The organism is Bacteroides sp. 3_1_23 (assembly GCF_000162555.1).
In the GTDB taxonomy this organism is placed as follows: Bacteria; Bacteroidota; Bacteroidia; order Bacteroidales; family Bacteroidaceae; genus Bacteroides; species Bacteroides ovatus.
Window position 1 is genome coordinate 1 of record NZ_GG774953.1, and the last position, 24,138, is coordinate 24,138.

The following is a 24,138-nucleotide window of genomic DNA, read 5'->3' on the forward strand; positions in this document are numbered from 1 at the left end:
GTACTATATTGTGGTATATTATGTTTTTAATAAGGAAACATTACTCAACCTAAGTTTTTTGAGCATGATGTAATTTTTACAGTTGTTATTCTTGGCGGGTCAAGAGGAAAATCTTCATCGGTTGAATACCCCCATTTAAGGATTCTTTCTGATGAAGATTTCATCTCTTTCGCCATTTCTTCATTAGTTTTCCCCCAACAATCTAAATTCTCTTTTGCAATTCTAACAGCAGTTAATCTATTGTACGCTGCAAATTCATTCACTAGTCTTTCTAAAAGTTCTTCTTTCTTTTCCATAATCTTTAATTTTAATTGTTTATAAAAAAAGCCCGGATTCTCCGAGCTATAACTTTTTGTTATACGGTGTCAGTATCGTCTAAGTGCCCAAAAAATAATAGACGAACTAAAATTGAAAACCTCTTTTGATGGGCGGGTTCTGTTTGTAGAGAATTGGCTTTTAAGTAATATGAAAATCTTTAGTTCTGACTTTAAGCTTAAAGCTGTAACAAAAGCAATTTACTACATTAATAATAGCCATGATTACAAGCTAAATGTTGTAAGCAAAGAGGTCGGAGTATCAAATCCTACTCTCAACAGATATTTCAAAGAAGTATTAGGAGTATCGCCTAAACAATGCTTTAAAGCTCTACGCTTCAAAACAGCATTGAAAAACTATAGAGCCAAAGGTAGTTATGATTTATATGACGAATTGGGCTATACTGATTTTTCTCATTTTGTAAAAGAAGCTAAGAATTTAGCAAACAACCCCCCATCAGAATTATAAAAAGTAGTAAGAACGATAAAACACATAAATAAAAAATCATTCAGCATAAAACAGGACTTCGGTCTGACAATCAATATTAATCATCAAAAAATTATGCTTATGAATGAATTAGTAAAGACGGAGTTATTCAGCTTATTGTCTGAATCTTCACAAGAAAACACAAACGAAGAAATGCAAAGTGCCAAAGTAATCCTTTATTCATTTGAGATACAAAAATACACACAGGGAATAGAACGGAAACACCAAGCCCTACGGGTTTTACAGGAAATCTCCACACCTGCGCTACGCTCCGGGTAGTATTTCCTGCAAAAGTGTTGCCTTATCTATTCCCTGAATGAAAGAAAGGTATATCAAATAAAAAAAGGAAAAAAATATGTATTGGTTTGTGAGAAATAATTTGTAGATTTGCAGTGAGTTATTTGAGGAAATACAGCGCAAAACGCAGAAATACGCACGGTTGCCGAATCGTTACCTCGAACGCTGAAAAATCTCGCTTAAAGCCTTTTATTCAAAAGGTTATCTCCCAAAGATAATTTTATAAAATAAAAAGAGGCCGAAAAGGCCTTGATATTATAATATAATCTTTACTACGGTTGACCTGCGCCCCAAAAGTTAGACAGAAAACTTGAGGAGCGCAGTTCTTTATGTTGTAGTAAGGGTAATTTTTCTTTTTAGGGACTTTCCTGGCTTTTTTTATAATTGCTATTACAATGCTTTTGTCAGAGTGAAGCAGTCGATGTCCGGTGCCCAGTTATAACTATTACCCATGCGAATAGTGTTGTATCCGGCTTTTAATTCAACGGGAACTGTGATTTGGTTATGACCGTTATCCTCTCCCAAAGAGTCGATTTTGGTAATGATACCGTTTACGTCCAGTTCTATTTGTCGTCCTTTGCCATATAAATAATGGATGGTCATATCATAGCGTCCGCCATTTTCGCTATATACTTCCCGCCATTCGGCATAGTTTTCAGGTTGTCCGCCAAGGAAACCTACTTTCATTTTGCCGGAGGCTTCCTTATCATGGGCATAAATAATACCTTTAGGATTTTTGCCAAGGTCATTGAAAAGAGGTAGGTAAGCCCATTCCGCTTCGTAGAGGGTCGGTTCCAGACGTGTTTCGCCTTCTATGCGGAGGAACATGGCACTGTGTGCAGGAAGCGTTTGTTCGAAGGTACCGGAGAAGTTTCCTAAATCGCTATGTTTTACCAGATCACGTACTTTTACGTTTCCTCCAAATTCCAGTGAAGAGAACGGCACGGAAAAACTACAGATGGTATCGGAAGGATTGTAAAGAGCTACTGCACGTACATTCCCACGTTTCTGTTCAATATCTTTTACGAGTACATAACCTTCATTTTCATGTTGAGCTACATAAGCCTGTAAGCCCAGCGGATCTTGGTTGAGGGCGATCAGTTCTTTATTTGTCAGCAGTTCGAGCGAAGAATCCGGCATGTTTTCCAGATTGCATCCGATAAGCAAAGGAGAGCTCATGATACACCACAAACCGAAATGAGCTTCTTCTTCTGTCGGAGTAAGACCTTGTCCACCTACTTTACTGTCGTTGCGGAATCCGATGACCATCATATCCATGTCATTATAATGTCCGTTTCCGGCATAAGCCGACAGGTAGAGATTCTTTCCGACTACATATCTTAATGATCCCCAATGTGCATTAATATCTCCACTGATACGCCAGGAAGTTGCTGCATCTTTAGCCCAAGTGCCCGGGAAGGCCCATCGGCAAATATTGATGGAAACATCTTTGTTTACTTTGTCTATACTGTTCCGGATGGAAGTGTAGCGTTCCTTTTCATTAAGTCCCAGCGCATCTCCTCCGCAGTAATCAATTTTGATAAAGTCGAAACCCCAGTCGCCAAAGTATAATTGGGCGTCTTGCGGTTCGTGTCCATAGATACCAGCTCCTACGCCTGCTGCATCATTGTCCCACATGGAGCCACATGTACTGTTGCCCGCATCGGTATAGAGACCGGCTTTCATTCCCAGGCCGTGAACGTAATCCGCAATCGGTTTCATCCCATTCGGGAAACGTTGTTCGTGGGTATGCATAATTCCGTTGTCATCGCGCTTTCCGAAATAGCCGTCATCAACATTGACATAATGATATCCGGCATCTTTCAGACCTTTTTTTACCATCAGGTCGGCTTGATGCTTGATGATGTCTTCGCTGATGTCTACGCGAAATGCATTCCATGAACTCCATCCCATGATGGGAGGATTGACTGTCTTTTCATTCTCGGAGAGGGTAGTTTGAGTCTTTGTACAACTGATGCACATAAAAGAAGCTACTGCTACTGTAAAGAGATAAATTCTGTTTTTCATGATATAATGGGTTAGTGTTTTTTGTATAGCCGTCCCGATTTCGTCCCGGTAACTAAATAAAGATAAAGGGTAACTTGCTGTACTCCAGAAAGTTACCCTTTGCTTTGTCGGAATGAGGCGACTCGAACGCCCGACCCCTACGTCCCGAACGTAGTGCGCTACCAACTGCGCTACATTCCGATTGCTTAAGAAGTGGTGCCACCAGGAATCGAACCGGGGACACAAGGATTTTCAGTCCTTTGCTCTACCAACTGAGCTATGGCACCTTTCTCGTTTGCGGGTGCAAAGATAAGTATATTTTTTAATACCGCAATAACTTAAAGGGAAATTTTTACCAATTTCTGACTCGTGGAAATATAAATGCATTTTTGTTAGAATAAATATGTAGATAAACAGCTATTTATGCGACATATTTTATAAATTTACGCACTGAAACGATCAAAACAATATAAACACTCTATTACTATGTCATCACTGGCGATTATTGTTATAATAGTTTTGTTAGCTGCCTTCATCTATATGTGGGCAAAGTGCCACTCACTCCAGAAAGAGGTGCATTCGAAGGAAAACAAAGAGAATGAACTTAAAAAGTTGGCTCTGGTTTTGCAGAACATCAATGCTTACTTCTTATTGATTGACAAGGATTTTGTGGTTTGTGACACCAATTATTATTCTTTAAACCGTTTTCCGATTCAGGTAGGTGGAGTTACCAAAAGAGTCGGGGATTTGCTGCATTGTAGAAATGCGATTGCAGCCGGTGAATGTGGTCAGCATGAACAATGCAAACTATGTTGTATCCGTGCGTCTATCGGAAAAGCTTTTTACAAGAAAGCAAGTTTTAAAAATCTGGAAGCTTCCATGAAGTTATTAAGTGAGGATGAAACGAAAGTGACTCCTTGCGATGTATCGGTATCGGGTACTTATTTGAATATTCATGGTGAAGATTATATGGTGTTGACTGTTTATGATGTGACGGAGCTGAAAAATGCGCAAAGGCTGCTGTCTATTGAAAGAGAACATTCCATTTCTGCTGATAAATTGAAATCTGCCTTTATTGCTAATATGAGTCACGAGGTACGTACACCGCTAAATGCAATTGTCGGATTTTCCGGTTTGATGGTATCGGCTTCCAGTGAAGAGGAACGAAAAATGTATGCTGATGTTATTGCAGAGAATAATGAACGCTTGTTGCGCCTGGTGAATGATATTTTCGATCTTTCTCAAATAGAATCGGGAACAGTAGATTTTGTTTATACGGAGTTTGATGCCAATGATTTACTAAGAGAGTTGGAGGGAATTTTTAAGACGAAATTGAATAACTCGTCGGTGGAATTGGTTTGTGAGGCACACATACAACCTATAATGATGTATTCGGAACGGGAACGTATCATTCAGGTATTGTCTAACCTGTTACATAATGCAATGAAATTCACCGAATCGGGTGAAATTCGTTTGGGTTGCAGCCTGAAAGGAACGGAAGAGGTTTGCTTTGTTGTGTCCGATACAGGCATTGGCATACCGAAAGAGGAACAGAAAAAAATATTCTCACGTTTCATAAAACTTGATCGTGAAATGCAGGGGACAGGACTTGGACTGACTCTTTCGCAAACGATCATCCAAAATCTGGGTGGAAATCTTGAACTTGATTCGGAAATTAACCGGGGATCTACTTTCAGCTTTGTGTTGCCACGGGTGATAAAACCGGAACTAATAAAGTCACAGGCAATAAAGTAATCTCCAATCGCTAGGTATTGTATCTATTAAATGATGATTGGCATACTTCTAAATAAGAGGGCCTGCAAAAATCTCTAAAATAAATTACCCTCACTACAACCGTGAAGTGCATCCCAAAGGTTTTATAACCGACTAAAGGGGAGCACTTCACTGTAGTGAGGGTAATTTTATAAGTTCAAAGCTGTTTGAATAGCCTCTTACTTTTTTGTGAACAGGATGAACACTTAGTCTTTACGACTTAGGTGCATCCTTATCTTTGTCTCCGGTTCCCGGAGATGCTTTGCCGGAAGTAGAATTTCCGCCGGATGTAGCAGAACTGCTGCTTGATGGAGTAGCACCGGAAGCGGTGGCACCAGAGGATGCCGCATCAGGAGCTGCTGCATTAGAAACGGTTGCACCAGGCTTAGCTGTACTTGCCCCGGTTGCTCCTCCTGTATGTGCAGAAGTTGCGGTAGGACGGGCAGCATTAGCGTTACTTGCACTGACATTGACAGTGGCAGGTTGAGCCTGAACTTCCCAGTGGAACGGTTCGAAATTGGAGTTTGGATCTACCCAAGACGGTTTCTTGGAAGCATAGATAATAAACGGAGCAATAACAACGATAATGGCACCGATAATCAGTACGGAGAACCAAACGGTGTTGCTACCTGTAGAGATCTGGCTGGGCGGGATGAAGCTGAGGATAAAGGCAAGCAATGATCCGCAGAAACCAAGACCGCCAACAAACCACATCAAACCGTTACCTGACTTACCGATACGGAACGGACGGTTGAGTTTCTTCATCTTATAACGCAATGCGATAGCTCCGGAGAACATCAACAAGTACATAATCAGATAAAGAATAACTGTCAGCTGTGACAGAATCTGATAGAAGCTCTGTACGGACGGCATAACGACGAACAACAGACTTAATACAGTAACAGCGATACCTTGTACGAACAGGATATTCTTCTGTACACCCAGTTTGTTTGTTTTCTGGAAGAACGGAGGCATATACCCCGCTTTACCTACGGCAAATATACCTTTTGACGGACCGGCAACCCATGTTAATACACCTGCCAGTACACCAAATGCAAGAGCGACAGCAATGATTGGTGACAACCAGGAAGCATGAATATATCTGAAATAGTTGTCGAAGCCGACGAGTAGACTTTGAGTCAGGTTGATATCTTTTGCAGGGATAATCACACCTAATGCAAAAGTACCCAAAACGAAGATCAACACTGTGATAAGTGCACCGATGAATACGGCTTTCGGATAGTTTTTGGAAGGGTTCTCTACGTCTTTTACGTGGATACCACCCATTTCCATACCGGCATAAAACAAGAAGATACTGGCAGCAAGAACAACATTATCAAAGTTGGTAAAGTCGGGGAAGAAGCTGCTGTTGAAATCCATATTGGAATGTCCGCCGCTTGCCAGATAAATGATTCCTAAGATAATCAACAGGGCAGCCGGGATAATTGTACCGACCATACCACCGATTTTAGCAACCTTACCTACCCAGCTCATACCTTTCAGGGAAATGAAAGTAGCCAGCCAGTAGATGATAAGTACTACGACGAGCGTATAATACTTATTGTTTGCCAGTGACATGTCATGTACGTCATTCATTCCGATGAAAGCGATAGATACGGCACCAAACGTTAACACTGTCGGATACCAGATCGTACTTTCGATCCATTGTACCCAAATGGCGAGGAATCCCAGTTTTTTGCCGTAGGCTTCGCCTACCCACCGGAACACACCACCCTGCTTATCCTGAAACATCGCCGCCAACTCTGCTGCAACGAGCGATGTAGGGATTAGAAAGACAATAGCTGCAAAAAGATAATAGAAGGCCGAACTCATTCCATATACGGCCTCGGCTGGTAGTCCACGCAAGGATACTACTGCCGTAACATTCATGATAGCCAGGGTAAACACACCCAGCTTCACTGCATTTTTAATATTCGCCATAAGTTAAGGTTTTAAGTGAAAAATATTTTAAAGTCAGTGTTATAACAACATTTTGCGTGAGATGTTTCCGCAATCTCTTTCAAAGTTCGTTAATTAACATCCCCGAAATGGGAGATTGTAACCCCGGATTTACTTCTTCCGAAACAATCGCTTTCTCCAATTGTTTTTAAGCAATCTAAATTATAAATGAATCATTTTATTATAAATTAAGTAGTTATGAAATCAGCGCTTTCAGATTTTATTTCCGGGAAAAAGGGAATCTATGGTATTCTTCACATTATTATATTAGTAATGTCCCTATTCCTGGTTATTAGTATCTCGGTAGATACTTTTAAGGGAATTCCTTTCTATACACAGTCTTCGTATATGAAAGTACAGCTATGTATCTGTCTTTGGTTTCTTTTTGATTTTGTATTGGAGTTCTTTCTGGCAAAACATAAGGGACGTTATTTGCGGACGCATTTTATCTTTTTATTGGTGGCGATTCCTTATCAGAATATTATCGCCTATTATGGGTGGATATTTTCGGATGAGATCACCTATCTTCTCCGTTTCATACCTTTATTGAGAGGAGGATATGCGCTTGCCATTGTGGTCGGCTGGTTGACCTACAATCGTGCTTCGAGTTTGTTTGTCTCTTATCTGACGATGTTGTTGGCAACGGTCTATTTTTCCAGTCTGGCATTTTTTGTGCTTGAGCATCGGGTGAATCCCTTGGTGAATGGTTATGGAGATGCTTTGTGGTGGGCTTTTATGGATGTCACTACCGTCGGTTCGAATATCATAGCGCAGACGGTGACCGGACGTGTACTTTCCGTTTTGTTGGCTGCCCTGGGTATGATGATGTTCCCTATCTTTACGGTTTATATCACAAATCTGATTCAGCAATCTAACAAACGTAGAAAACAATATTACGAAGAGGAGGAACTAGAGAAAAAGGCTTCCGAGAAAAAAGAATTGGCAGAAAAAGCAGCCGTACAGAAAGCAAGCACATCATAATGTGCTTGCGGATAAGATGAAAAAACAGATGAAGTGATGATGACGGTAAAGTGTTGAAAACCAAAGATGAATTACTTTTCTTAATACTATAATTACTTTTCTTTATAAGCGGCGAAGGAAAAGGGGTGGAAAAGAGGTATTACTTTCTATCTTTGTTGAGAAGAGATAAGACACGACGCTGTTATAACCGTTATTGAATGAATCAAACTTTACCTTATCCGGGTTAATAACAGCTATCTCATTTTAATAACTAGAGTTGTTCAGGGGTAAGTTCAATTTGTAGCATTTGAAAAATGATGCCGTTTGTATTGAAACATTGGCGGGAAATCAAGAGGGTAAGGGGAATGGAAAAAGGTTACTATCAATAGATAGTAACCTTTACCTTTCTTATAAAAGAGATTGAGAGAATTTTAGTCAACAACGGTGATATGGTTGTTGCTAAATACATTCAATTCCAGCTTGTTCATGATGTATTGAATAGCTAACTGCGCTTTCACGGAGTTGCCCGAACCATCCAAAGGAGGAGCAAATGCGGCAATACCGAACTGTCCGGGCAGTACGCCCATCACACCGCCACCTACACCTGTTTTTGCAGGAATACCGGAAGTGTACATCCAGTCGCCGGTATGTTCGTAGAAACCTACGGCGGCAATCATGGCAGTGATTTTAGGAGCCAGGACGGCATCAAAAACATCTTTTTTAGTCACAGGGTTCACACCACCGTTGGCGATTGTACCGGCTGCGATGGAAAGCTGCAATGCGGTAACTCCCAATGAACACTGGCGGGTGTAAAGGTCTAATGACAGATCCGGGTCATCATAAATCCGGTTGTAATTCTTCAGCAGCCATGCGATAGAACGGTTGTTGAAGTTGGTGTCCGATTCCGACTTGTACAATTCATCAATCAGTTGCGGGGCACTGCCGCATAAGTCTGTCACATTTCCTACGATGGCATCCCATTTCTTGGCAGAGTCACCAATGGGCTGCACCATACTGCAGGCAGAGATGGCTCCGGCATTTACCAGTGGGGTAGACGGATGATCGTTCTCCAACAAGATAGCGATGATTGAATTGAAGGGCAAGCCTGTTGCGTCGGCTCCAATCTTGTCCAGAATCTCTTTAGCACCGTATTGACGCAGTGCCAGGATAGCCGTATGTACTTTGGATACGGATTCTATACCGAAGCGATAGTCAGTATCTCCCACATGGATGGTCTGCCCGTTGAGCAGGCAGACACTGATTCCAAAGAGATCCTTGTTGACATTTGCCAGATAAGGAATATAGTCGGCATTCTTGCCACCGGTATTGGCCTTTACCTGATCGTATGCCTCCTGTACCACTTCTTTCAATTGAGCGAGTGTTACTTTTTTATCCATAGATCATTTTATTTTTTTACGGTTTTACGACGACCACCGTGGTTGAACATCTTGACTTCTACCGGAAGATTCTTTTCTTGAGCCATACGGGTAGGAGTTGGATATTCCAGTTTTTCCAGTTCGGCGATGGCATTGTTGATGTCGCCCAGAAGCATATCTGCCATGTCACGGCTGAATCCCTGACGAACAACGACACGCATCACTACATAATCTTCCAGTTTAGAAGGCAATGTATAAGCAGGAACCATCCAACCATGTTGAGACAGTTTGTCTTGCAAATCATACAAAGTCCATTTGGCGCTCTTTGCATATTCCGGTTTCAGATACCAGATGAATAGCGGGTTCACAACATCTTCTGAGTAGTTAACGAACGGAACCATCTTGGCTATTTCACTATGGATATATTTGGCAATTTGCAGGGAGTTGTACTGCACTTCTTTGTAACCCTGGAATCCTAAGCGGATGAATTGATAATATTGTCCCAGAATTTGTGCGGCCGGACGAGAGAAGTTCAAACCTACCTGTGTAATGTTGGCGCCCAGATAGTTGACGCTGAATGACATTTCTTCGGGCAGATATTCTTTGCCTTTCCAACAAACCCATCCGAGTCCCGGATATACCAAACCAAACTTGTGGCCGGATACGCTGATAGAAAGTACCCATTTCAAACGGAAGTCCCATTTCTTTTCCGGATACAGGAACGGAAGGATGAAACCACCACTGGCGGCATCTACGTGGATAGGAATGTCATAACCGGTCTTGGCATTGTAAGCATCCAGAGCTTTATCCAATGCTTCGACATCATCATTCAGTCCAGTCCATGTAACACCTTGAATCGGTACGATACAGATGGTGTTTTCATCACACATTTTCAAAGCTTCTTCGGGGTCAAGAGTGGTTTTTTCAAGCGTCAAAGGCACTTCACGCATTTCAATCTGCCACAACTGTGCAAACTTTTCCCAAACAACCTGGAAACCTGTAGAAATAACAAAGTTTGGTTTATCAAATGGTTTGCCCTGTGCTTGTCTTTTCTTACGCCAACGCAACCAGGCAGCTACACCACCCAACATACATGCTTCTGAAGAACCGATAGCCAAAGCACCTGTTTTCCAGGTATCTTTTTCAGGAGAGTTCCACAAGTTGGCAACGATGTTGATACATTTACCGTTCATCACAGCGATACGCGGATATTCTGTTTCATCAATGTAGTTGATGTTGATGGCCTCATTCATCAGCTTGGTTGCATATTCGTCCATATAAGTGGTAACGAAAGTAGCCAGATTCAAACGGGGCTGAGTTTGAGCAAATGTTTCATCTTTCACCATTTGATAGGCGACTTCAGGAGTAGTAGGTCCATCAGGTATTTTCTCTACCGGAGAGGGTTGTAACATTCTGTCTGAACCAAATACATCGGTTTTTGCATCACCTTTTCTGAAATTTAAATCTTCCATACTAATTTGTTTTTTTAAAGGTTTAGGGCGATGGGGATTTTCCCCGTCGAATTTCCCACAACAACAGCAGATAGGTTTGAAAGTTTCCCGGTTTTACATTATTTGGCGTTTATTAAGGAGGAGGACGCCCTTATTGAAGCGGAGCTTTTGTGATTTAGCGGAAAAGCTTATGATCGTACTAGTTTTGAACTAATTTCGAGCTTGTGCAGATTTATTTTTGATGCCTAATGGGTTTATGGCTAATGATACATAATTTTATTCGTCTGACAGCTGTTATTCTTTCGTCTGACAACTGTCAGACGAAAAAGAAACAACTGCCAGACGAAAGTTCAACAACTGTCAGACGAATAAATTTATGTATGATGAATATTAAATCATCGCATATTACCAATTAAATTTTAGAAGAACTAAGATTAGTTCATTCCCACACGGTTATGAATCAATTGATATTTTAGCAAATAAGTATTGAAACGCAGATTAACGCAGATTTTCGTAAAGAATAAAAAAGTTCTCAAACATGGCGCAGCCTTCTAATAATCTGCGAAAATCTGCGTTAATCTGCGTTTCAATAAATGTTCATTTGGCTCATTTCGGTGCATATTTGAACTTTATAAAGCAACTATTGTTTTCTTCAAACCTAAACTTTTAACGAATAAGCATTATGAAGATACAGACGGGACGGGGAACAATTCCTCTTATTACTTTAATTGCCATCTGGTCTATTTCGGCATTGACTTCATTGCCGGGACTGGCTGTTTCACCTATATTGGGTGATCTTACGAAGATATTTCCAAAAGCTACGGATCTGGACATACAGATGTTGACTTCGCTGCCATCACTGCTCATTATTCCTTTTATATTGCTGGGTGGTAAACTGACAGAGAAAGTCGATTATGTCCGTGTATTAAAGGTCGGACTCTGGCTTTTTGCCGCGAGCGGTATTTTGTATCTGATTTCCAATCGAATGTGGCAATTAATTGTGGTAAGTGCTTTGCTCGGTATCGGTTCCGGTCTGATTATCCCTTTATCTACCGGGTTGGTTTCCAGATACTTTGTAGGAACCTATCGGGTGAAACAGTTCGGATTAAGCTCCGCTATTACTAATTTCACATTAGTGATAGCAACTGCCGTAACGGGCTATCTTGCAGAAGTCAGCTGGCATCTGCCTTTCCTGGTCTATCTCCTCCCATTGATTTCCATTCTGCTGGTAGGACATTTAAAAGAAGACCGGACGGGAGAAGTCGCTTTTACACCTTCTTCTTCTGCAGATACTACAAAAGACAACGAATCCTCCGAACAATCTACTTCCATAGATATAGGAGGCAGCAAGTACGGTATTCACATCAAACATCTGATAGAGTTGATGCTCTTCTATGGCGTGATAACATATATCGTGGTAGTGGTGATCTTCAATCTACCTTTCTTAATGGAAAAGCATCACTTTTCCAGTGGCAATTCCGGATTGATGATTTCGCTTTTCTTTCTGGCCATCACCGCTCCGGGTTTTTGCCTGGACAAGATTGTAGCCCTGCTGAAAGGACGTACAAAAGCATACAGCCTCCTGTCTATGGCATTGGGATTGTTGTTAATCTGGATAGCTCCGATCGAATGGCTGATTATTCCCGGATGTATCCTGGTTGGTTTGGGATATGGCATTATTCAACCTATGCTTTATGATAAGACCACCCAGACCGCACTGCCGCAAAAGACCACATTGGCTTTGGCGTTTGTGATGATGATGAATTATCTGGCTATCTTGCTTTATCCCTTTATTGTCGATTTTTTCCAGTGGATATTCCATACCCAATCACAGGAGTTTCCTTTTATCTTTAATCTTCTGATAACTATTGTTACTCTTTTCTGGGCATATCGGCGCCGTAATACCTTTTTGTTTAACGACCAATTAAAATAGAAAATGAAGAATAAGAAACTGGAAGCCAATCTTAGCATGGCTGTCTCGAAAGTATTTAGCGGTTTAAATATGAATGCCTTAAAGTATCTTCTGCCTTTGTGGATGAGTCCATTGACAGGAGCCACGCTCCGTTGCACATTTGCAGCAGCTGCTTTTTGGGTGATCGGGTGGTTTATGCCTCCGGAGAAATCGTCAACCAGAGATAAATGGCTCCTCTTTCTGTTGGGGGCTTTGGGACTTTACGGCTTTATGTTTCTCTATCTGGCCGGATTGAGTAAAACAACTCCTGTCTCCAGTTCCATATTTACCAGTCTCCAGCCTATTTGGGTTTTTCTTATCATGATATTCTTTTATAAGGAGAAGGCGGGCGCTAAAAAAATAATAGGAATTTCTATCGGTCTGATAGGAGCGTTGGTTTGCATCCTAACCCAGCAAAGCGATGATTTGGCCTCTGATGCTTTTACGGGGAATATGCTTTGTCTTCTAAGTTCTGTGGTGTATGCTGTCTATCTGATTCTTAGTCAGCGCATCCTCACGGCCATTGGAGCGATAACGATGTTGCGATATACCTTTTCCGGTGCTGCCGTGTCTGCCATTATAGTCACGTTTATTACAGGATTTGATGCCCCGGTATTCTCCATGCCGTTCCATTGGACGCCTTTCCTTATTCTGATGTTCGTATTGATTTTCCCAACCACTATCAGTTATATGCTGCTGCCTGTCGGTTTGAAATATCTGAAGACAACGGTCGTCGCTATCTACGGTTATCTGATTCTGATTGTGGCGACCATTGCTTCCCTTGCTCTCGGACAAGACCGTTTTAGCTGGACGCAGACATTTGCAATCATTTTTATCTGTATTGGAGTTTACCTGGTTGAAGTGGCCGAAAGTAAAGAAAAGTAAAGAAAAAAGGCATTCCATCACGGAATGCCTTTCATTATTTCATCATCATGTTTTATAGAGAGGAGTTGATTGCTTGCGCTATGGACTTGAATTCTTCATCCGACAATTTCAGTTTCGGATTCGAAAACAACATATCCGATTCCTTTTGAATAGGAATTAAATGAATATGTGCATGGGGTACTTCCAGTCCGATAACAGCTTCGCCTACCTTTTGGCAAGGGAATGCTTTTTTAATGGCACAGGCTACTTGCTTTGCAAACACGTGCATAGCAGCCAAGTCTTCATCGCTCAAATCGAAAATATAGTCTACTTCCTGTTTGGGCACTACCAATGTATGTCCCTTTACCAATGGATTGATATCGAGAAAAGCAAAAAACTTTTCGTTTTCTGCCACCTTGTAGCAGGGGATTTCTCCTGCGATGATTCTACTGAATATTGTTGCCATAACTTTTATTGATAAATTAAGGCAAGCCTCACATGGAGACCTGCCTTTACGTTAAATTGATATGTTTACTACTTCCAGTGCAATTTTACCTTGTGGAACAGTAATTTCTGCTACATCACCCACCTTCTTGCCAAGCAGACCTTGTGCAATCGGGGTATTAACGGAAATCTTTCCTTCCTTCAGGTTAGCTTCACTTTCTGAAACGATGGTATAAATCATCTTCATGCCATTCTTTACATTCTTCAGTTCCACCTTACTTAAAATCTGTACGGAATCTGTTTTCAATTTAGATTCATCGATGATTTTGGCATCTGCAATGGTAGCTTTCAGTTTGTTGATACGCATTTCGAGCATACCTTGCGCTTCTTTTGCTGCATCGTATTCAGCGTTTTCCGACAAGTCTCCTTTATCTCTGGCTTCGGCTATTGCCGCAGAGATCTTCGGGCGTTCCACTGTTTCCAGTTCCTTCAGTTCCGCCATCAGTTTCTTGTAACCTTCTTCTGACATATAAGCCATGATGTTTTCCTCCTTTAATTGTTTTAAATGGTCATATAAACAAAAAAGAATTCCAACATGAGCCATGTTGGAACCCTCTTTTCATTATTTCTTTGCAAAGATAGCCTTTTAAGTGATACGTGTCAAGTGAAAAAAGATGCTATGTAACATATTTAAATGAAATATGCTAAATTATAACAACTTAGAGCAATGACTTGACAGCTGCTTCCAAATCCTTAATGTCTTCGCCACGAAGCTTCAATTCGTTGTTACGATTAATCAAAAAGATAGATGGAACCTGACGAACATTATATACGGCTACGTTGGTAGAGTAAACTCCGTTTCCATCGCGCACACAGACCCATGGAAGATTATCTGCCGCTGTTTTCCAGTAGTGTTCGTCCGCGTCGAGAGATACTTGGTATATTTCCAGTCCTTGTTTTGCGTATTCATTATATAGTTCGCGGAGCATCAGGTTGTGAGGAGCTCCGGCAGGCGACTGGAATACAGAGAAATCGAGCAAAACGACTTTGCCTTTCAGGTCGGTCAGCTTGCGCACATTTCCTTTCACATCACGCAAGGCAATGTCGATAATACCGGTTTCTACGATTTTGTCCTGTGGAATTTCCAGAGCTTTTGTTTGCGGCTGACGCGTGTTCTTCATTCCTTTGATTACAATATTATAAAGGTTCTTGGAACGTACCGCATGAGGAAACGCATTGTTGAGGCTCGTAGCAACAGCTGCGAAACATTTCACATCGTCTTTATTGTTCAACGGATCGAATATCAGATAATTATTGAGCTTCTGGAACAGGGCAAAGTAAGCTGCAGCCGTGTTGGGAGCAGCAAAAATATAGTTCACTTTGACATCTTCCTTATAGTTGTTGAGCAATGTTGCCAGGCTGTCTTCAAACACATCATGTCCTATTCCGTTACTGCGCAGGGATGCCAGTAAATTGTCCACCTCTTTTTGAAGGCGAATCTGCTTCAACGTCAGTTCTTTTATCTTATTGCTGTTTTCCGAACCTTCCACCGTATAAGTAGTAGAGAAATCCACATACGGAGCTTTGATTTGAATCGTTTCGATAGAATCTACAGAAAAATTGATGATTTTGTCGTCAATCCGCAAACGGTAAAATTCGGGTGACTCGGGACGAGGCTGCTTGAAACTGAATGTACCTTCCCCTTTCAGCTTCACTGAATCGAGCGGAACAATACCTTCCAGACCGGAAGCTTCGAGATAAAGCATTTTACCGTCGGCTCCTGATACATCCCCGTTCACCTGGAATTTAGGGCCGGAACTACAAGCAGTAATAGTAAGTGCGGCGAGCGCTGCAAAAGTAACCTTTTTCATATAGTGTGTGTTATTAACGAGATGCAAATATACTTCTTTTCGAGATTAGTCAAAGCATTTTGCTGTGTTCTTCATCCTAATTTTGAAAAAAAATCAGTTCGCCACTAACTTTTTACCTCATTTCCACCTAATTACCACGATAAATGTATATCTTTGCAGGAATTTTGAAAGAAAAAGTATAGATAAAACAATTTTTATGATTAACCCAATTGTTAAGACAATCGAGTTACCTGATGGAAGAACCATCACGCTCGAGACGGGAAAGTTGGCAAAACAGGCAGACGGTTCTGTAATGCTCCGCATGGGAAACACCATGTTGTTAGCTACTGTTTGTGCCGCTAAAGATGCAGTTCCCGGAACAGATTTTATGCCTTTACAGGTAGAGTACAAAGAAAAATTTGCGGCATTCGGCCGTTTTCCCGGTGGTTTCACCAAGCGAGAAGGTAGAGCTTCTGATTATGAGATTCTCACTTGCCGTCTTGTCGACCGTGCTCTTCGTCCTTTATTCCCCGATAATTATCACGCAGAGGTATATGTGAACATCATCCTCTTTTCTGCTGATGGTGTGGATATGCCGGATGCATTGGCAGGACTTGCCGCTTCTGCAGCACTTGCCGTTTCAGATATTCCTTTCAACGGACCGATCTCTGAAGTGCGTGTAGCGCGTATCGACGGTCAGTTCGTTATCAATCCTACTTTTGAACAACTGGAAAAAGCTGACATGGACTTGATGGTAGCCGCTACTTATGAGAACATCATGATGGTAGAAGGTGAAATGCATGAAGTATCTGAAGCTGAATTGCTGGAAGCAATGAAAGTGGCTCACGAAGCTATCAAGATTCATTGCAAAGCGCAGATGGAGTTGACTGAAGAGGTTGGAAAAACTGTAAAACGTGAATACAACCACGAAGTAAACGACGAAGACTTGCGCAAGGCTGTTCGCGAAGCATGTTACGACAAGGCTTACGCAGTTGCCGCTTCCGGAAACAATAACAAACACGAACGTTTTGCTGCTTTCGAAGCGATCCGCGAAGAATTCAAAGCTCAATTCTCTGAAGAAGAGTTGGACGAAAAGGCTGCATTGATCGACCGTTACTACCACGATGTAGAAAAAGAAGCCATGCGCCGTTCTATTTTGGACGAAGGTAAGCGTCTGGATGGTCGTAAGACTACCGAAATCCGCCCGATCTGGTGTGAAGTAGGTCCTCTGCCTGGCCCTCACGGATCTGCTATCTTTACTCGTGGTGAAACACAGTCATTGACTTCTGTTACTCTGGGTACAAAACTGGATGAGAAGATTATCGACGATGTTTTGGAACACGGAAAAGAACGTTTCTTATTGCATTATAATTTCCCTCCTTTCTCTACAGGTGAAGCAAAAGCACAACGTGGTGTAGGTCGTCGCGAAATCGGTCACGGTCACTTGGCTTGGCGTGCTTTGAAAGGACAGATTCCTGCTGACTATCCGTATGTAGTACGTGTGGTTTCAGATATTCTCGAATCTAACGGCTCTTCTTCTATGGCTACTGTATGTGCCGGAACATTGGCATTGATGGATGCTGGTGTGAAGATCAAGAAACCGGTATCAGGTATCGCTATGGGATTGATTAAGAATCCGGGCGAAGAAAAATATGCTGTATTGTCTGATATTCTGGGTGACGAAGACCACTTGGGTGATATGGACTTCAAAGTAACGGGAACAAAAGATGGTATTACGGCTACCCAGATGGATATCAAGGTAGACGGTCTGTCTTACGAAATTCTGGAACGTGCTTTGAATCAGGCAAAAGAAGGACGTATGCACATTCTGGGTAAGATTACTGAAACAATCGCTGAACCACGTGCTGACCTGAAAGAACATGCTCCACGCATTGAAACGATGACAATTCCTAAAGAATTTATCGGTGCTGTAATCGGCCCTGGTGGAAAAATCATCCAAGGTATGCAGGAAGAAACCGGTGCTGTGATTACTATCGAAGAAATTGATGGTATGGGACGCATCGAAGTTTCCGGAACAAACAAAAAATGTATTGATAATGCAATGCGCATGATTAAAGCAATCGTTGCTGTTCCTGAAGTGGGCGAAGTTTATAAAGGTAAAGTTCGTTCTATTATGCCTTACGGTGCATTCATCGAATTCTTGCCGGGCAAGGATGGTTTGCTGCACATCTCTGAAATTGATTGGAAGCGTCTGGAAACAGTAGAAGAAGCTGGAATTAAGGAAGGTGATGAAATCGAAGTAAAACTGATTGATGTTGACCAGAAAACTGGTAAATTCAAACTTTCAAGAAAAGTGTTGATGCCAAGACCAGAAAAGAAATAAGAACGCGATAGCGTCTATATATAAAGAAGGCTGTTTCAATTTTGAAACAGCCTTCTTTTTTTATTAGTATCATCCGGGGTTGAACTGTTTTATATATAGAGTTAGTATATATTAGATTTATTCAGTTTATTAAAACCTTTAAAAAGATGAAAGACACCTTGTTATATCCTCCCCAAAAAAAGAATCGGAAAGTACCCCCATACTTCCCGATTCGAAACAGTCAAAAATCGACCTTAATCAATTTATTAACTTAACACGTCGCAAAGATATGAGAAAAATTTCTTTGAAAGAGCTTTTTTATTTAAAAAGTTTATGATACAGGCAAATATACCTGCAAATAAGGCTGTTTTTTCTTCCTTTAAAACCAAAGCCTCGTTCCTTTTAAAGGAACGACCCCTTCCTTTAAAAGGAAGAGGCCGTTGGTTTTAAAGAAACCGGTGGGGTGTTTATATAGAGATTAGGATTAATGATTTTTCGATTATATAGATCCGTTTACAAGTTTGTTTTATACTCCTCTTTTATTCGTTTTATGTGTGCGAAGTTCTTTTCCAGTAATTCATTTAACTCATAATCTGAAAAACAAGCTCCTAAATAGATCGTGCTTTCTGCTTCAAAATCAAATGATTCGTTGTCTTCATTCACCACAATCTCAATTTTCCCTTGCGCATCTGTAGAGATCACCGCATTGTATTTAATCATCAATTCTTTGAGCCCTTTTATGAACCTGTATTCTTTATTTGTCAATATTCTTTTCATGTCCGTAAGCTCTTTTGTTTTGTTGCCCTTTCGTGCGGTAAAGTTCGTGATAATTTAACACATTATGCGCTGTTTGAAGTATTCATTTTATTCTATTTGTCAGGTTGTAATATTCCTTTTATCCATATTATCACATCTATTCGTTTTTTTCGTATATTTGCTTCGAGCGAAACTTTTCATTTGTATATTTGTTGGATTTTAAAAAGAAAGAAAATAAAAATGGAAACAGAAGAATTGACAATTGGGAGAGTCCATCACGGACGCAATATACGTCGTACCCGTATTGAAAAGGATATGAACCAGGAGGGTTTGAGTGAATTAGTACATCTCTCACAACCTGCTGTTTCTAAATATGAGAAGATGAAAGTGATTGATGATGAGATGTTGCAACGTTTTGCACGTGCATTGAATGTCCCTTTCGATTATCTCAAGACTTTGGAGGAGGATGCACAGACGGTGGTGTTTGAAAATAATACGGTGAATAATTCAGAACAAAGTGCAGGTGGGGCAAACATCAGCATGGGTATAGTTAAGTCTGATACCGAAGATAGTATTAATGATAGTCGAGTTAACAACTTCAATCCTATCGACAAAATCACTGAACTCTACGAGCGTCTTTTAAAAGAAAAGGATGAAAAGTATGCTGCGTTAGAACGCCGTTTGCAGAATATTGAAAAAAGTCTGCAGAAATAAGGGACAGATAAATTGAAAGGAATCGCAATATGATGAAACAAATACCTTACGGAATAACTGATTTTAGCCGAATTCAGAAAGAGAATTATTATTATGTAGATAAGACAATGTTCATTGAAAAAATAGAGATGCAACCGCCTTATCTGTTTCTGATACGTCCCCGTAGATTTGGGAAGAGTCTGACTTTGGCTATGTTAGAGGCCTATTATGACGTAAATCATGCTGAACAGTTTGACGAGTTGTTTGGTCAGCTATACATAGGTCAGCATCCGACGAAGCTCCACAATCAGTTTCTCATCATGCGATTTAATTTTTCGGAAGTGAGTTCCAATGTCAATGAAGTAGAACTATCGTTTAAGCTGCATTGTTGTAGCAAACTTAAAGATTTTGTCTTTAAGTATGAAGATTTGTTAGGAAAAGAAATTTGGGATGTTCTTGATGAGAAAATACAAGAAGAACCCGGTGCTTTTCTGTCTGCGATTAATTCCTATGCTACCCGTAAGAAAAATATTCGTATTTATTTACTCATTGATGAATATGATAATTTCACCAATACCATTCTTTCGACTTACGGTACGGAATTTTATAGGAAAGCAACGCATGGCGAAGGTTTTATTCGTGGCTTCTTTAACGTGATAAAATCTGCCACTACCGGAACCGGAGCCGCTCTTGAACGGTTGTTTATTACCGGAGTGAGTCCGGTGACGATGGATGATGTGACTAGTGGCTTTAACATCGGAACCAATATAACGACTGATCCTTGGTTTAATGATTTAGTTGGTTTTAGTGAGAAAGAATTGCGTGAAATGCTGACTTATTATAAAGAACAAGGAGTGTTGATGCAATCTGTAGATGAAACTGTTGTCATGATGAAACCTAATTATGACAATTATTGCTTTAGTAGAAGTAGATTGGTGGACTGTATGTTTAATTCTGATATGGTACTTTATTTTATGAAGTCTTTTGTTTTGCATGGGGAAAAGCCTGAAGAAATCGTAGATCCCAATATTCGCACTGACTTTAACAAGTTGGCATACTTGATAAAGCTAGATCACGGGTTGGGAGAGAATTTTTCCGTTATAAAGGAAATAGCCGAGCAAGGAGAAATCACTACTGACATCGTTACTCATTTCTCTGCATTGGAGATGACGGACCCCAGTAATTTCAAGTCTTTATTATTCTATTTCGGACTTCTTTCCATCAAAGGTGTGGACATGGTGGGAAGACCCATTTTACATGTACCGAATTTGGTTGTAAGAGAACAACTGTTTAATTTCTTGATACAAGGCTACATCAAGCATGATATCTTTAAAATTGACATGAACAGGATGAGTGCTTTATTTGAGAATATGGCTTTCAGGGGAGACTGGAAACCTTTGTTCGATTTTATCGCCAATGCTGTTCGTGAGCAAAGTCGTATCCGTGAATATATTGAAGGTGAAGCGCACATTAAAGGCTTCTTGCTTGCCTATTTAGGAATGTATCGTTATTATCAGCTCTATCCGGAATACGAATTGAATAAGGGTTTTGCAGATTTCTTCTTCAAACCTAGTCCGTCGGTTCCTGTACTGCCTCCTTTCACCTATCTGCTTGAGGTGAAATATGCAAAAGCCGGTGCTTCGGAAAAAGAAATACGTATCCTTGCCGATGAGGCACGTGGTCAGTTGCTTCGTTATAGTGAAGACGAACTAGTGGCAGAAGCCAGGGCGAAAGGTGAGTTGAAGTTAATTACTATTGTTTGGCGTAGTTGGGAGCTTGCTTTATTGGAGGAGGTAACTCTTTCTTAAGAGACAAGTAGCATACATGTTGCTATAAGGTGTGTGGCTCCTCTATCTTTTTCTGATTTTTGAAACGTTGATGAATAAGGAGATCACTTTTTCCTTTTAATGAATATCCCTAATAAGTCTTGAAGAATAAAATTTGCCTCTGCTATGGATTCCCATAATAGAGGCAAACTTATCAACATGAGACTTAGTTAAACAGTCTCTTGTTTTTTATGAATTTAACGAATCTTTTTTAGGACTTTAGAGAAGGAGTAAGGAAAGCTTTCCTCTTCCGTTCCTCTGTTTAAATTGGGCTGGCTTCCCATTTGGAAGTTAATGTTTCCTCCTTTTAATAAGTCTTCATGGCGTAGATAGTTCTTTTTATATTCTGTGCCGTTCAGATTCATTGTTTGAATATACATATTCTTCTTGTTGTTATCGGTTGCACGGATGATGAGGCTGTTACCGTTTTCAAGATGTAAGGTTGCTTTTTTAAAAAGAGGAGCTCCAACGACGTATTCGTCGGTTCCCGGACATACGGGGTAAAAACCTAATGCGGAGAAAACATACCATGCCGAAGTCTGCCCATTATCTTCATTTCCACAATATCCGTCAGGGCCCGGTGTGTACATTCTATCCATGACCTGGCGTAGCCAATACTGCGCTTTCCAGGGTTGACCGGCATAGTTGTATAGGTAGATCATGTGTTGGATTGGTTGGTTGCCATGCGCGTAATTCCCCATATTCATGATTGTCATTTCACGAATCTCATGAATAACCTGCCCGTAATAACTCTCATCAAAGACAGGAGGTACGGAAAATACAGAATCCAGCATAGTGATAAACATATCTTTTCCTCCCATTAAGTCAATTAATCCTTGTGGATCGTGGAATACAGACCATGAGTAGTGCCAGCTGTTTCCTTCGGTAAATGCATCTCCCCATTTCAATGGTGAGAATGGAGATTGGAATGTTCCATCTTCATTTTTTCCTCGCATGAGCTTGGAGTCTTTATCGAATACATTCTTATAGTTCATCGCCCGTTTGGCAAAGAGCTGTATTTCTTTTTCCGGTCGCTTTAATTCTTTGGCTAATTGATAGATACACCAGTCATTGTAGGCATATTCCAAAGTTCTGGCTGTGTTTTCATTGATTTTTACGTCATAAGGGACATAGCCTAACTTATTATAATATTCGTATCCGCGTCTTCCTGTGGAAGATACGGTGGGATGTACGTTCTTTGTTCCGTGTATTAACCCTTCGTACAAAGTTTTCACATCTTCTACTTTAATACCTTTTAAATAAGCATCTGCCAGTACGGAAGCCGAATTATTTCCTATCATGCAGTCTCTGTGTCCGGGGCTGGCCCATTCGGGGAAGAATCCGCTTTCTTTGTAGGTATTGATGAGCCCTTCCTGCATTTCTTTATTCATCGACGGATACATCAGATTCAGTAATGGGAAAAGACACCGGAAGGTATCCCAAAATCCGGTGTCGGTAAACATATATCCCGGTAGAACTTGCCCGTTATAAGGGCTGTAATGAACAGGTTTTCCGGCTTCGTCCAGTTCGTAGAATTTTCGGGGGAAAAGTAACGAACGGTATAAGCAGGAGTAGAAAGTGCGGTATTGATCGAGGTTTCCTCCTTCCACTTCGATTTTTCCCAGTACTTGGTTCCATGCTTTCTGTCCCTTTTGTTTTATCTGCTCTAGATTGTCATTTCCTAATTCTTTCATATTTCTTGCAGCCTGTTCGAAGCTGATAAAGGAAGAGGCGATGCGTGCATGTACTCGTTCTCCACGTTGAGTTTTAAAACCTATAATGGCTCCTGCATGGTCAGTTGTCTGTTCGGTTGCATTTTCTTGAATATTTCCATTATTTACAGTGGCTTTATAGGTGAAAGGCTTATCGAATTGAATAATAAAATAGTTCTTGAAGTTTTCGGGAACTCCTCCGCTATTGCGTGTACTATAACCGATAATTTTGTTTTCTTCTGGGATAATCTGAATAAAAGAACCTTTGTCAAATGCATCGACTGCAATATACGAATGTGCGTTTTCCGGGAAAGTGAACCGGAAGAGAACAGCACGTTCGGTCGGAGACATCTCCGTGACAATATCATATTCGGCCAGATATACCTTGTAGTAATAAGGAGTTGCTTCTTCTCCTTTGTGTCCGAACCAACTAGCCCGCTTTTCTTCGTCGAATTCAGGTTTACCCACCATCGGCATAATGGAGAACTGTCCGTAATCGTTTATCCATGGGCTGGGCTGATGAGTTTGTTTGAATCCACGGATTTTATTGGCTGTATAGACATATTGCCATCCGTCTCCCATTTTTCCGGTCTGTGGGGTCCAGAAATTCATTCCCCAAGGGCGGGCAATGGCGGGGTAGGTGTTACCTGTTGATAATTCAAAAGATGATTGTGTTCCCATTAACGGATTAACGTATTGTGTCCAGTCTTTGGACTGGGCAAGAAACGTGCAACTAAGCACTAAAAATAATAACCAACATTTCTTCATAATTTTCTTTTTGAGTTTATAGCTTGCGAAGTAATCACAGCGTTTTCATGTGTTGCCAATGTTGAATGTTCCAACGAGTTGAGACATGACAAAAGTATAGCTTCGTGGTTAAGGTCGTGGTTAAAATCGTGGTTAATGCGATGGCTAATAGGCGCTTTTTTATTAACCCCGCTAAAGAAACTATCGCAAAAGTGTTTTTTTACTATGTTATTCAACTATCTATGTGAAATAGACAAATATACCTTACTGTTATTATTTGTATTACTGTTTTTTGTCGTACCATTTATGTGTTCAAGACTTTATATTAGCAGGCATTGTGAATGATGC

Annotated in this window: 19 protein-coding genes and 2 tRNA genes; 9 read left to right on the forward strand and 12 right to left on the reverse strand. The window is 40.8% G+C overall.

Features of this window, described 5'->3' with window-relative positions:
* Positions 1–44: 44 nt before the first annotated feature.
* Positions 45–296, reverse strand: a complete 252-nt coding sequence (locus HMPREF9010_RS25915; RefSeq protein ID WP_008649751.1) for a hypothetical protein — start codon at positions 294–296, stop codon at positions 45–47.
* 169 nt (positions 297–465) lie between these two features.
* Between HMPREF9010_RS25915 and HMPREF9010_RS25920 the strand changes: the two genes are divergently transcribed.
* Positions 466–783 (forward strand): helix-turn-helix domain-containing protein, encoded by a 318-nt coding sequence (locus tag HMPREF9010_RS25920; RefSeq protein WP_232284366.1) that lies wholly within the window; start codon positions 466–468, stop codon positions 781–783.
* 99 nt (positions 784–882) lie between these two features.
* Positions 883–1,080, forward strand: coding sequence for a hypothetical protein (locus HMPREF9010_RS09475; RefSeq protein WP_004323390.1), 198 nt, complete (start codon positions 883–885; stop codon positions 1,078–1,080).
* Positions 1,081–1,488: 408 nt separating this feature from the next.
* Here the strand turns inward: HMPREF9010_RS09475 and HMPREF9010_RS09470 are convergent, their stop codons facing one another.
* From HMPREF9010_RS09470 to HMPREF9010_RS09460, 3 genes are all read right to left on the reverse strand, one after another.
* A complete protein-coding gene (locus HMPREF9010_RS09470; RefSeq protein ID WP_004306926.1) occupies positions 1,489–3,126 on the reverse strand; it encodes an alpha-galactosidase D in 1,638 nt (545 codons plus the stop codon).
* Positions 3,127–3,233: 107 nt separating this feature from the next.
* A tRNA-Pro gene (locus tag HMPREF9010_RS09465) sits at positions 3,234–3,306 on the reverse strand.
* Positions 3,307–3,319: 13 nt separating this feature from the next.
* Positions 3,320–3,392 (reverse strand) — tRNA-Phe (locus tag HMPREF9010_RS09460).
* A gap of 199 nt (positions 3,393–3,591) precedes the next feature.
* Between HMPREF9010_RS09460 and HMPREF9010_RS09455 the strand changes: the two genes are divergently transcribed.
* Positions 3,592–4,860 (forward strand): sensor histidine kinase, encoded by a 1,269-nt coding sequence (locus tag HMPREF9010_RS09455; protein WP_008649757.1) that lies wholly within the window; start codon positions 3,592–3,594, stop codon positions 4,858–4,860.
* 231 nt (positions 4,861–5,091) lie between these two features.
* Here the strand turns inward: HMPREF9010_RS09455 and gadC are convergent, their stop codons facing one another.
* Positions 5,092–6,819 carry a putative glutamine/gamma-aminobutyrate antiporter GadC gene (gene gadC / locus HMPREF9010_RS09450; protein WP_004296275.1) on the reverse strand — a complete coding sequence of 576 codons (1,728 nt, stop codon included), beginning with the start codon at positions 6,817–6,819 and terminating at the stop codon, positions 5,092–5,094.
* A 216-nt stretch (positions 6,820–7,035) separates the two neighbouring features.
* Between gadC and HMPREF9010_RS09445 the strand changes: the two genes are divergently transcribed.
* Entirely contained in the window at positions 7,036–7,818 is a 783-nt protein-coding gene (locus HMPREF9010_RS09445) for a potassium channel family protein (RefSeq protein ID WP_008649760.1), read from the forward strand.
* A gap of 410 nt (positions 7,819–8,228) precedes the next feature.
* On the opposite strand, the gene glsA is transcribed toward HMPREF9010_RS09445, so the two are convergent.
* Together glsA and HMPREF9010_RS09435 are read right to left on the reverse strand one after the other, a co-directional pair.
* Entirely contained in the window at positions 8,229–9,194 is a 966-nt protein-coding gene (glsA, locus tag HMPREF9010_RS09440) for a glutaminase A (RefSeq protein ID WP_008649763.1), read from the reverse strand.
* An 8-nt stretch (positions 9,195–9,202) separates the two neighbouring features.
* Positions 9,203–10,645, reverse strand: coding sequence for a glutamate decarboxylase (locus HMPREF9010_RS09435; protein ID WP_004296269.1), 1,443 nt, complete (start codon positions 10,643–10,645; stop codon positions 9,203–9,205).
* A 661-nt stretch (positions 10,646–11,306) separates the two neighbouring features.
* Here HMPREF9010_RS09435 and HMPREF9010_RS09430 point away from each other — a divergent pair.
* Positions 11,307–12,557: an MFS transporter gene (locus tag HMPREF9010_RS09430; protein WP_004323288.1), complete on the forward strand. Its 1,251-nt coding sequence runs from the start codon at positions 11,307–11,309 to the stop codon at positions 12,555–12,557.
* A gap of 3 nt (positions 12,558–12,560) precedes the next feature.
* A complete protein-coding gene (locus HMPREF9010_RS09425; RefSeq protein ID WP_004296266.1) occupies positions 12,561–13,460 on the forward strand; it encodes a DMT family transporter in 900 nt (299 codons plus the stop codon).
* A gap of 52 nt (positions 13,461–13,512) precedes the next feature.
* Here the strand turns inward: HMPREF9010_RS09425 and HMPREF9010_RS09420 are convergent, their stop codons facing one another.
* The 3 genes from HMPREF9010_RS09420 to HMPREF9010_RS09410 form a co-directional block, all read right to left on the reverse strand.
* On the reverse strand, positions 13,513–13,905 hold the full coding sequence (locus tag HMPREF9010_RS09420; RefSeq protein ID WP_004311936.1) for an HIT family protein: 393 nt from the start codon (positions 13,903–13,905) through the stop codon (positions 13,513–13,515).
* A gap of 51 nt (positions 13,906–13,956) precedes the next feature.
* Positions 13,957–14,421: a transcription elongation factor GreA gene (gene greA, locus HMPREF9010_RS09415; RefSeq protein ID WP_008649767.1), complete on the reverse strand. Its 465-nt coding sequence runs from the start codon at positions 14,419–14,421 to the stop codon at positions 13,957–13,959.
* A gap of 181 nt (positions 14,422–14,602) precedes the next feature.
* The gene (locus HMPREF9010_RS09410) at positions 14,603–15,754 is read right to left on the reverse strand and encodes a TlpA disulfide reductase family protein (protein WP_004306934.1); all 1,152 of its coding nucleotides are present in this window, start codon (positions 15,752–15,754) and stop codon (positions 14,603–14,605) included.
* A 196-nt stretch (positions 15,755–15,950) separates the two neighbouring features.
* Between HMPREF9010_RS09410 and pnp the strand changes: the two genes are divergently transcribed.
* Positions 15,951–18,077, forward strand: coding sequence for a polyribonucleotide nucleotidyltransferase (gene pnp / locus HMPREF9010_RS09405; RefSeq protein ID WP_032852788.1), 2,127 nt, complete (start codon positions 15,951–15,953; stop codon positions 18,075–18,077).
* A 492-nt stretch (positions 18,078–18,569) separates the two neighbouring features.
* On the opposite strand, the gene HMPREF9010_RS09400 is transcribed toward pnp, so the two are convergent.
* Positions 18,570–18,833 carry a hypothetical protein gene (locus tag HMPREF9010_RS09400; protein WP_004296257.1) on the reverse strand — a complete coding sequence of 88 codons (264 nt, stop codon included), beginning with the start codon at positions 18,831–18,833 and terminating at the stop codon, positions 18,570–18,572.
* A 219-nt stretch (positions 18,834–19,052) separates the two neighbouring features.
* Between HMPREF9010_RS09400 and HMPREF9010_RS09395 the strand changes: the two genes are divergently transcribed.
* Together HMPREF9010_RS09395 and HMPREF9010_RS09390 are read left to right on the forward strand one after the other, a co-directional pair.
* Positions 19,053–19,526 (forward strand): helix-turn-helix domain-containing protein, encoded by a 474-nt coding sequence (locus HMPREF9010_RS09395; protein WP_004296256.1) that lies wholly within the window; start codon positions 19,053–19,055, stop codon positions 19,524–19,526.
* Positions 19,527–19,555: 29 nt separating this feature from the next.
* Positions 19,556–21,313 carry an ATP-binding protein gene (locus tag HMPREF9010_RS09390; protein ID WP_008649769.1) on the forward strand — a complete coding sequence of 586 codons (1,758 nt, stop codon included), beginning with the start codon at positions 19,556–19,558 and terminating at the stop codon, positions 21,311–21,313.
* A gap of 215 nt (positions 21,314–21,528) precedes the next feature.
* Here HMPREF9010_RS09390 and HMPREF9010_RS09385 read toward each other — a convergent pair whose 3' ends face one another.
* The gene (locus HMPREF9010_RS09385) at positions 21,529–23,811 is read right to left on the reverse strand and encodes a GH92 family glycosyl hydrolase (RefSeq protein ID WP_008649770.1); all 2,283 of its coding nucleotides are present in this window, start codon (positions 23,809–23,811) and stop codon (positions 21,529–21,531) included.
* Positions 23,812–24,138: the final 327 nt, after the last annotated feature.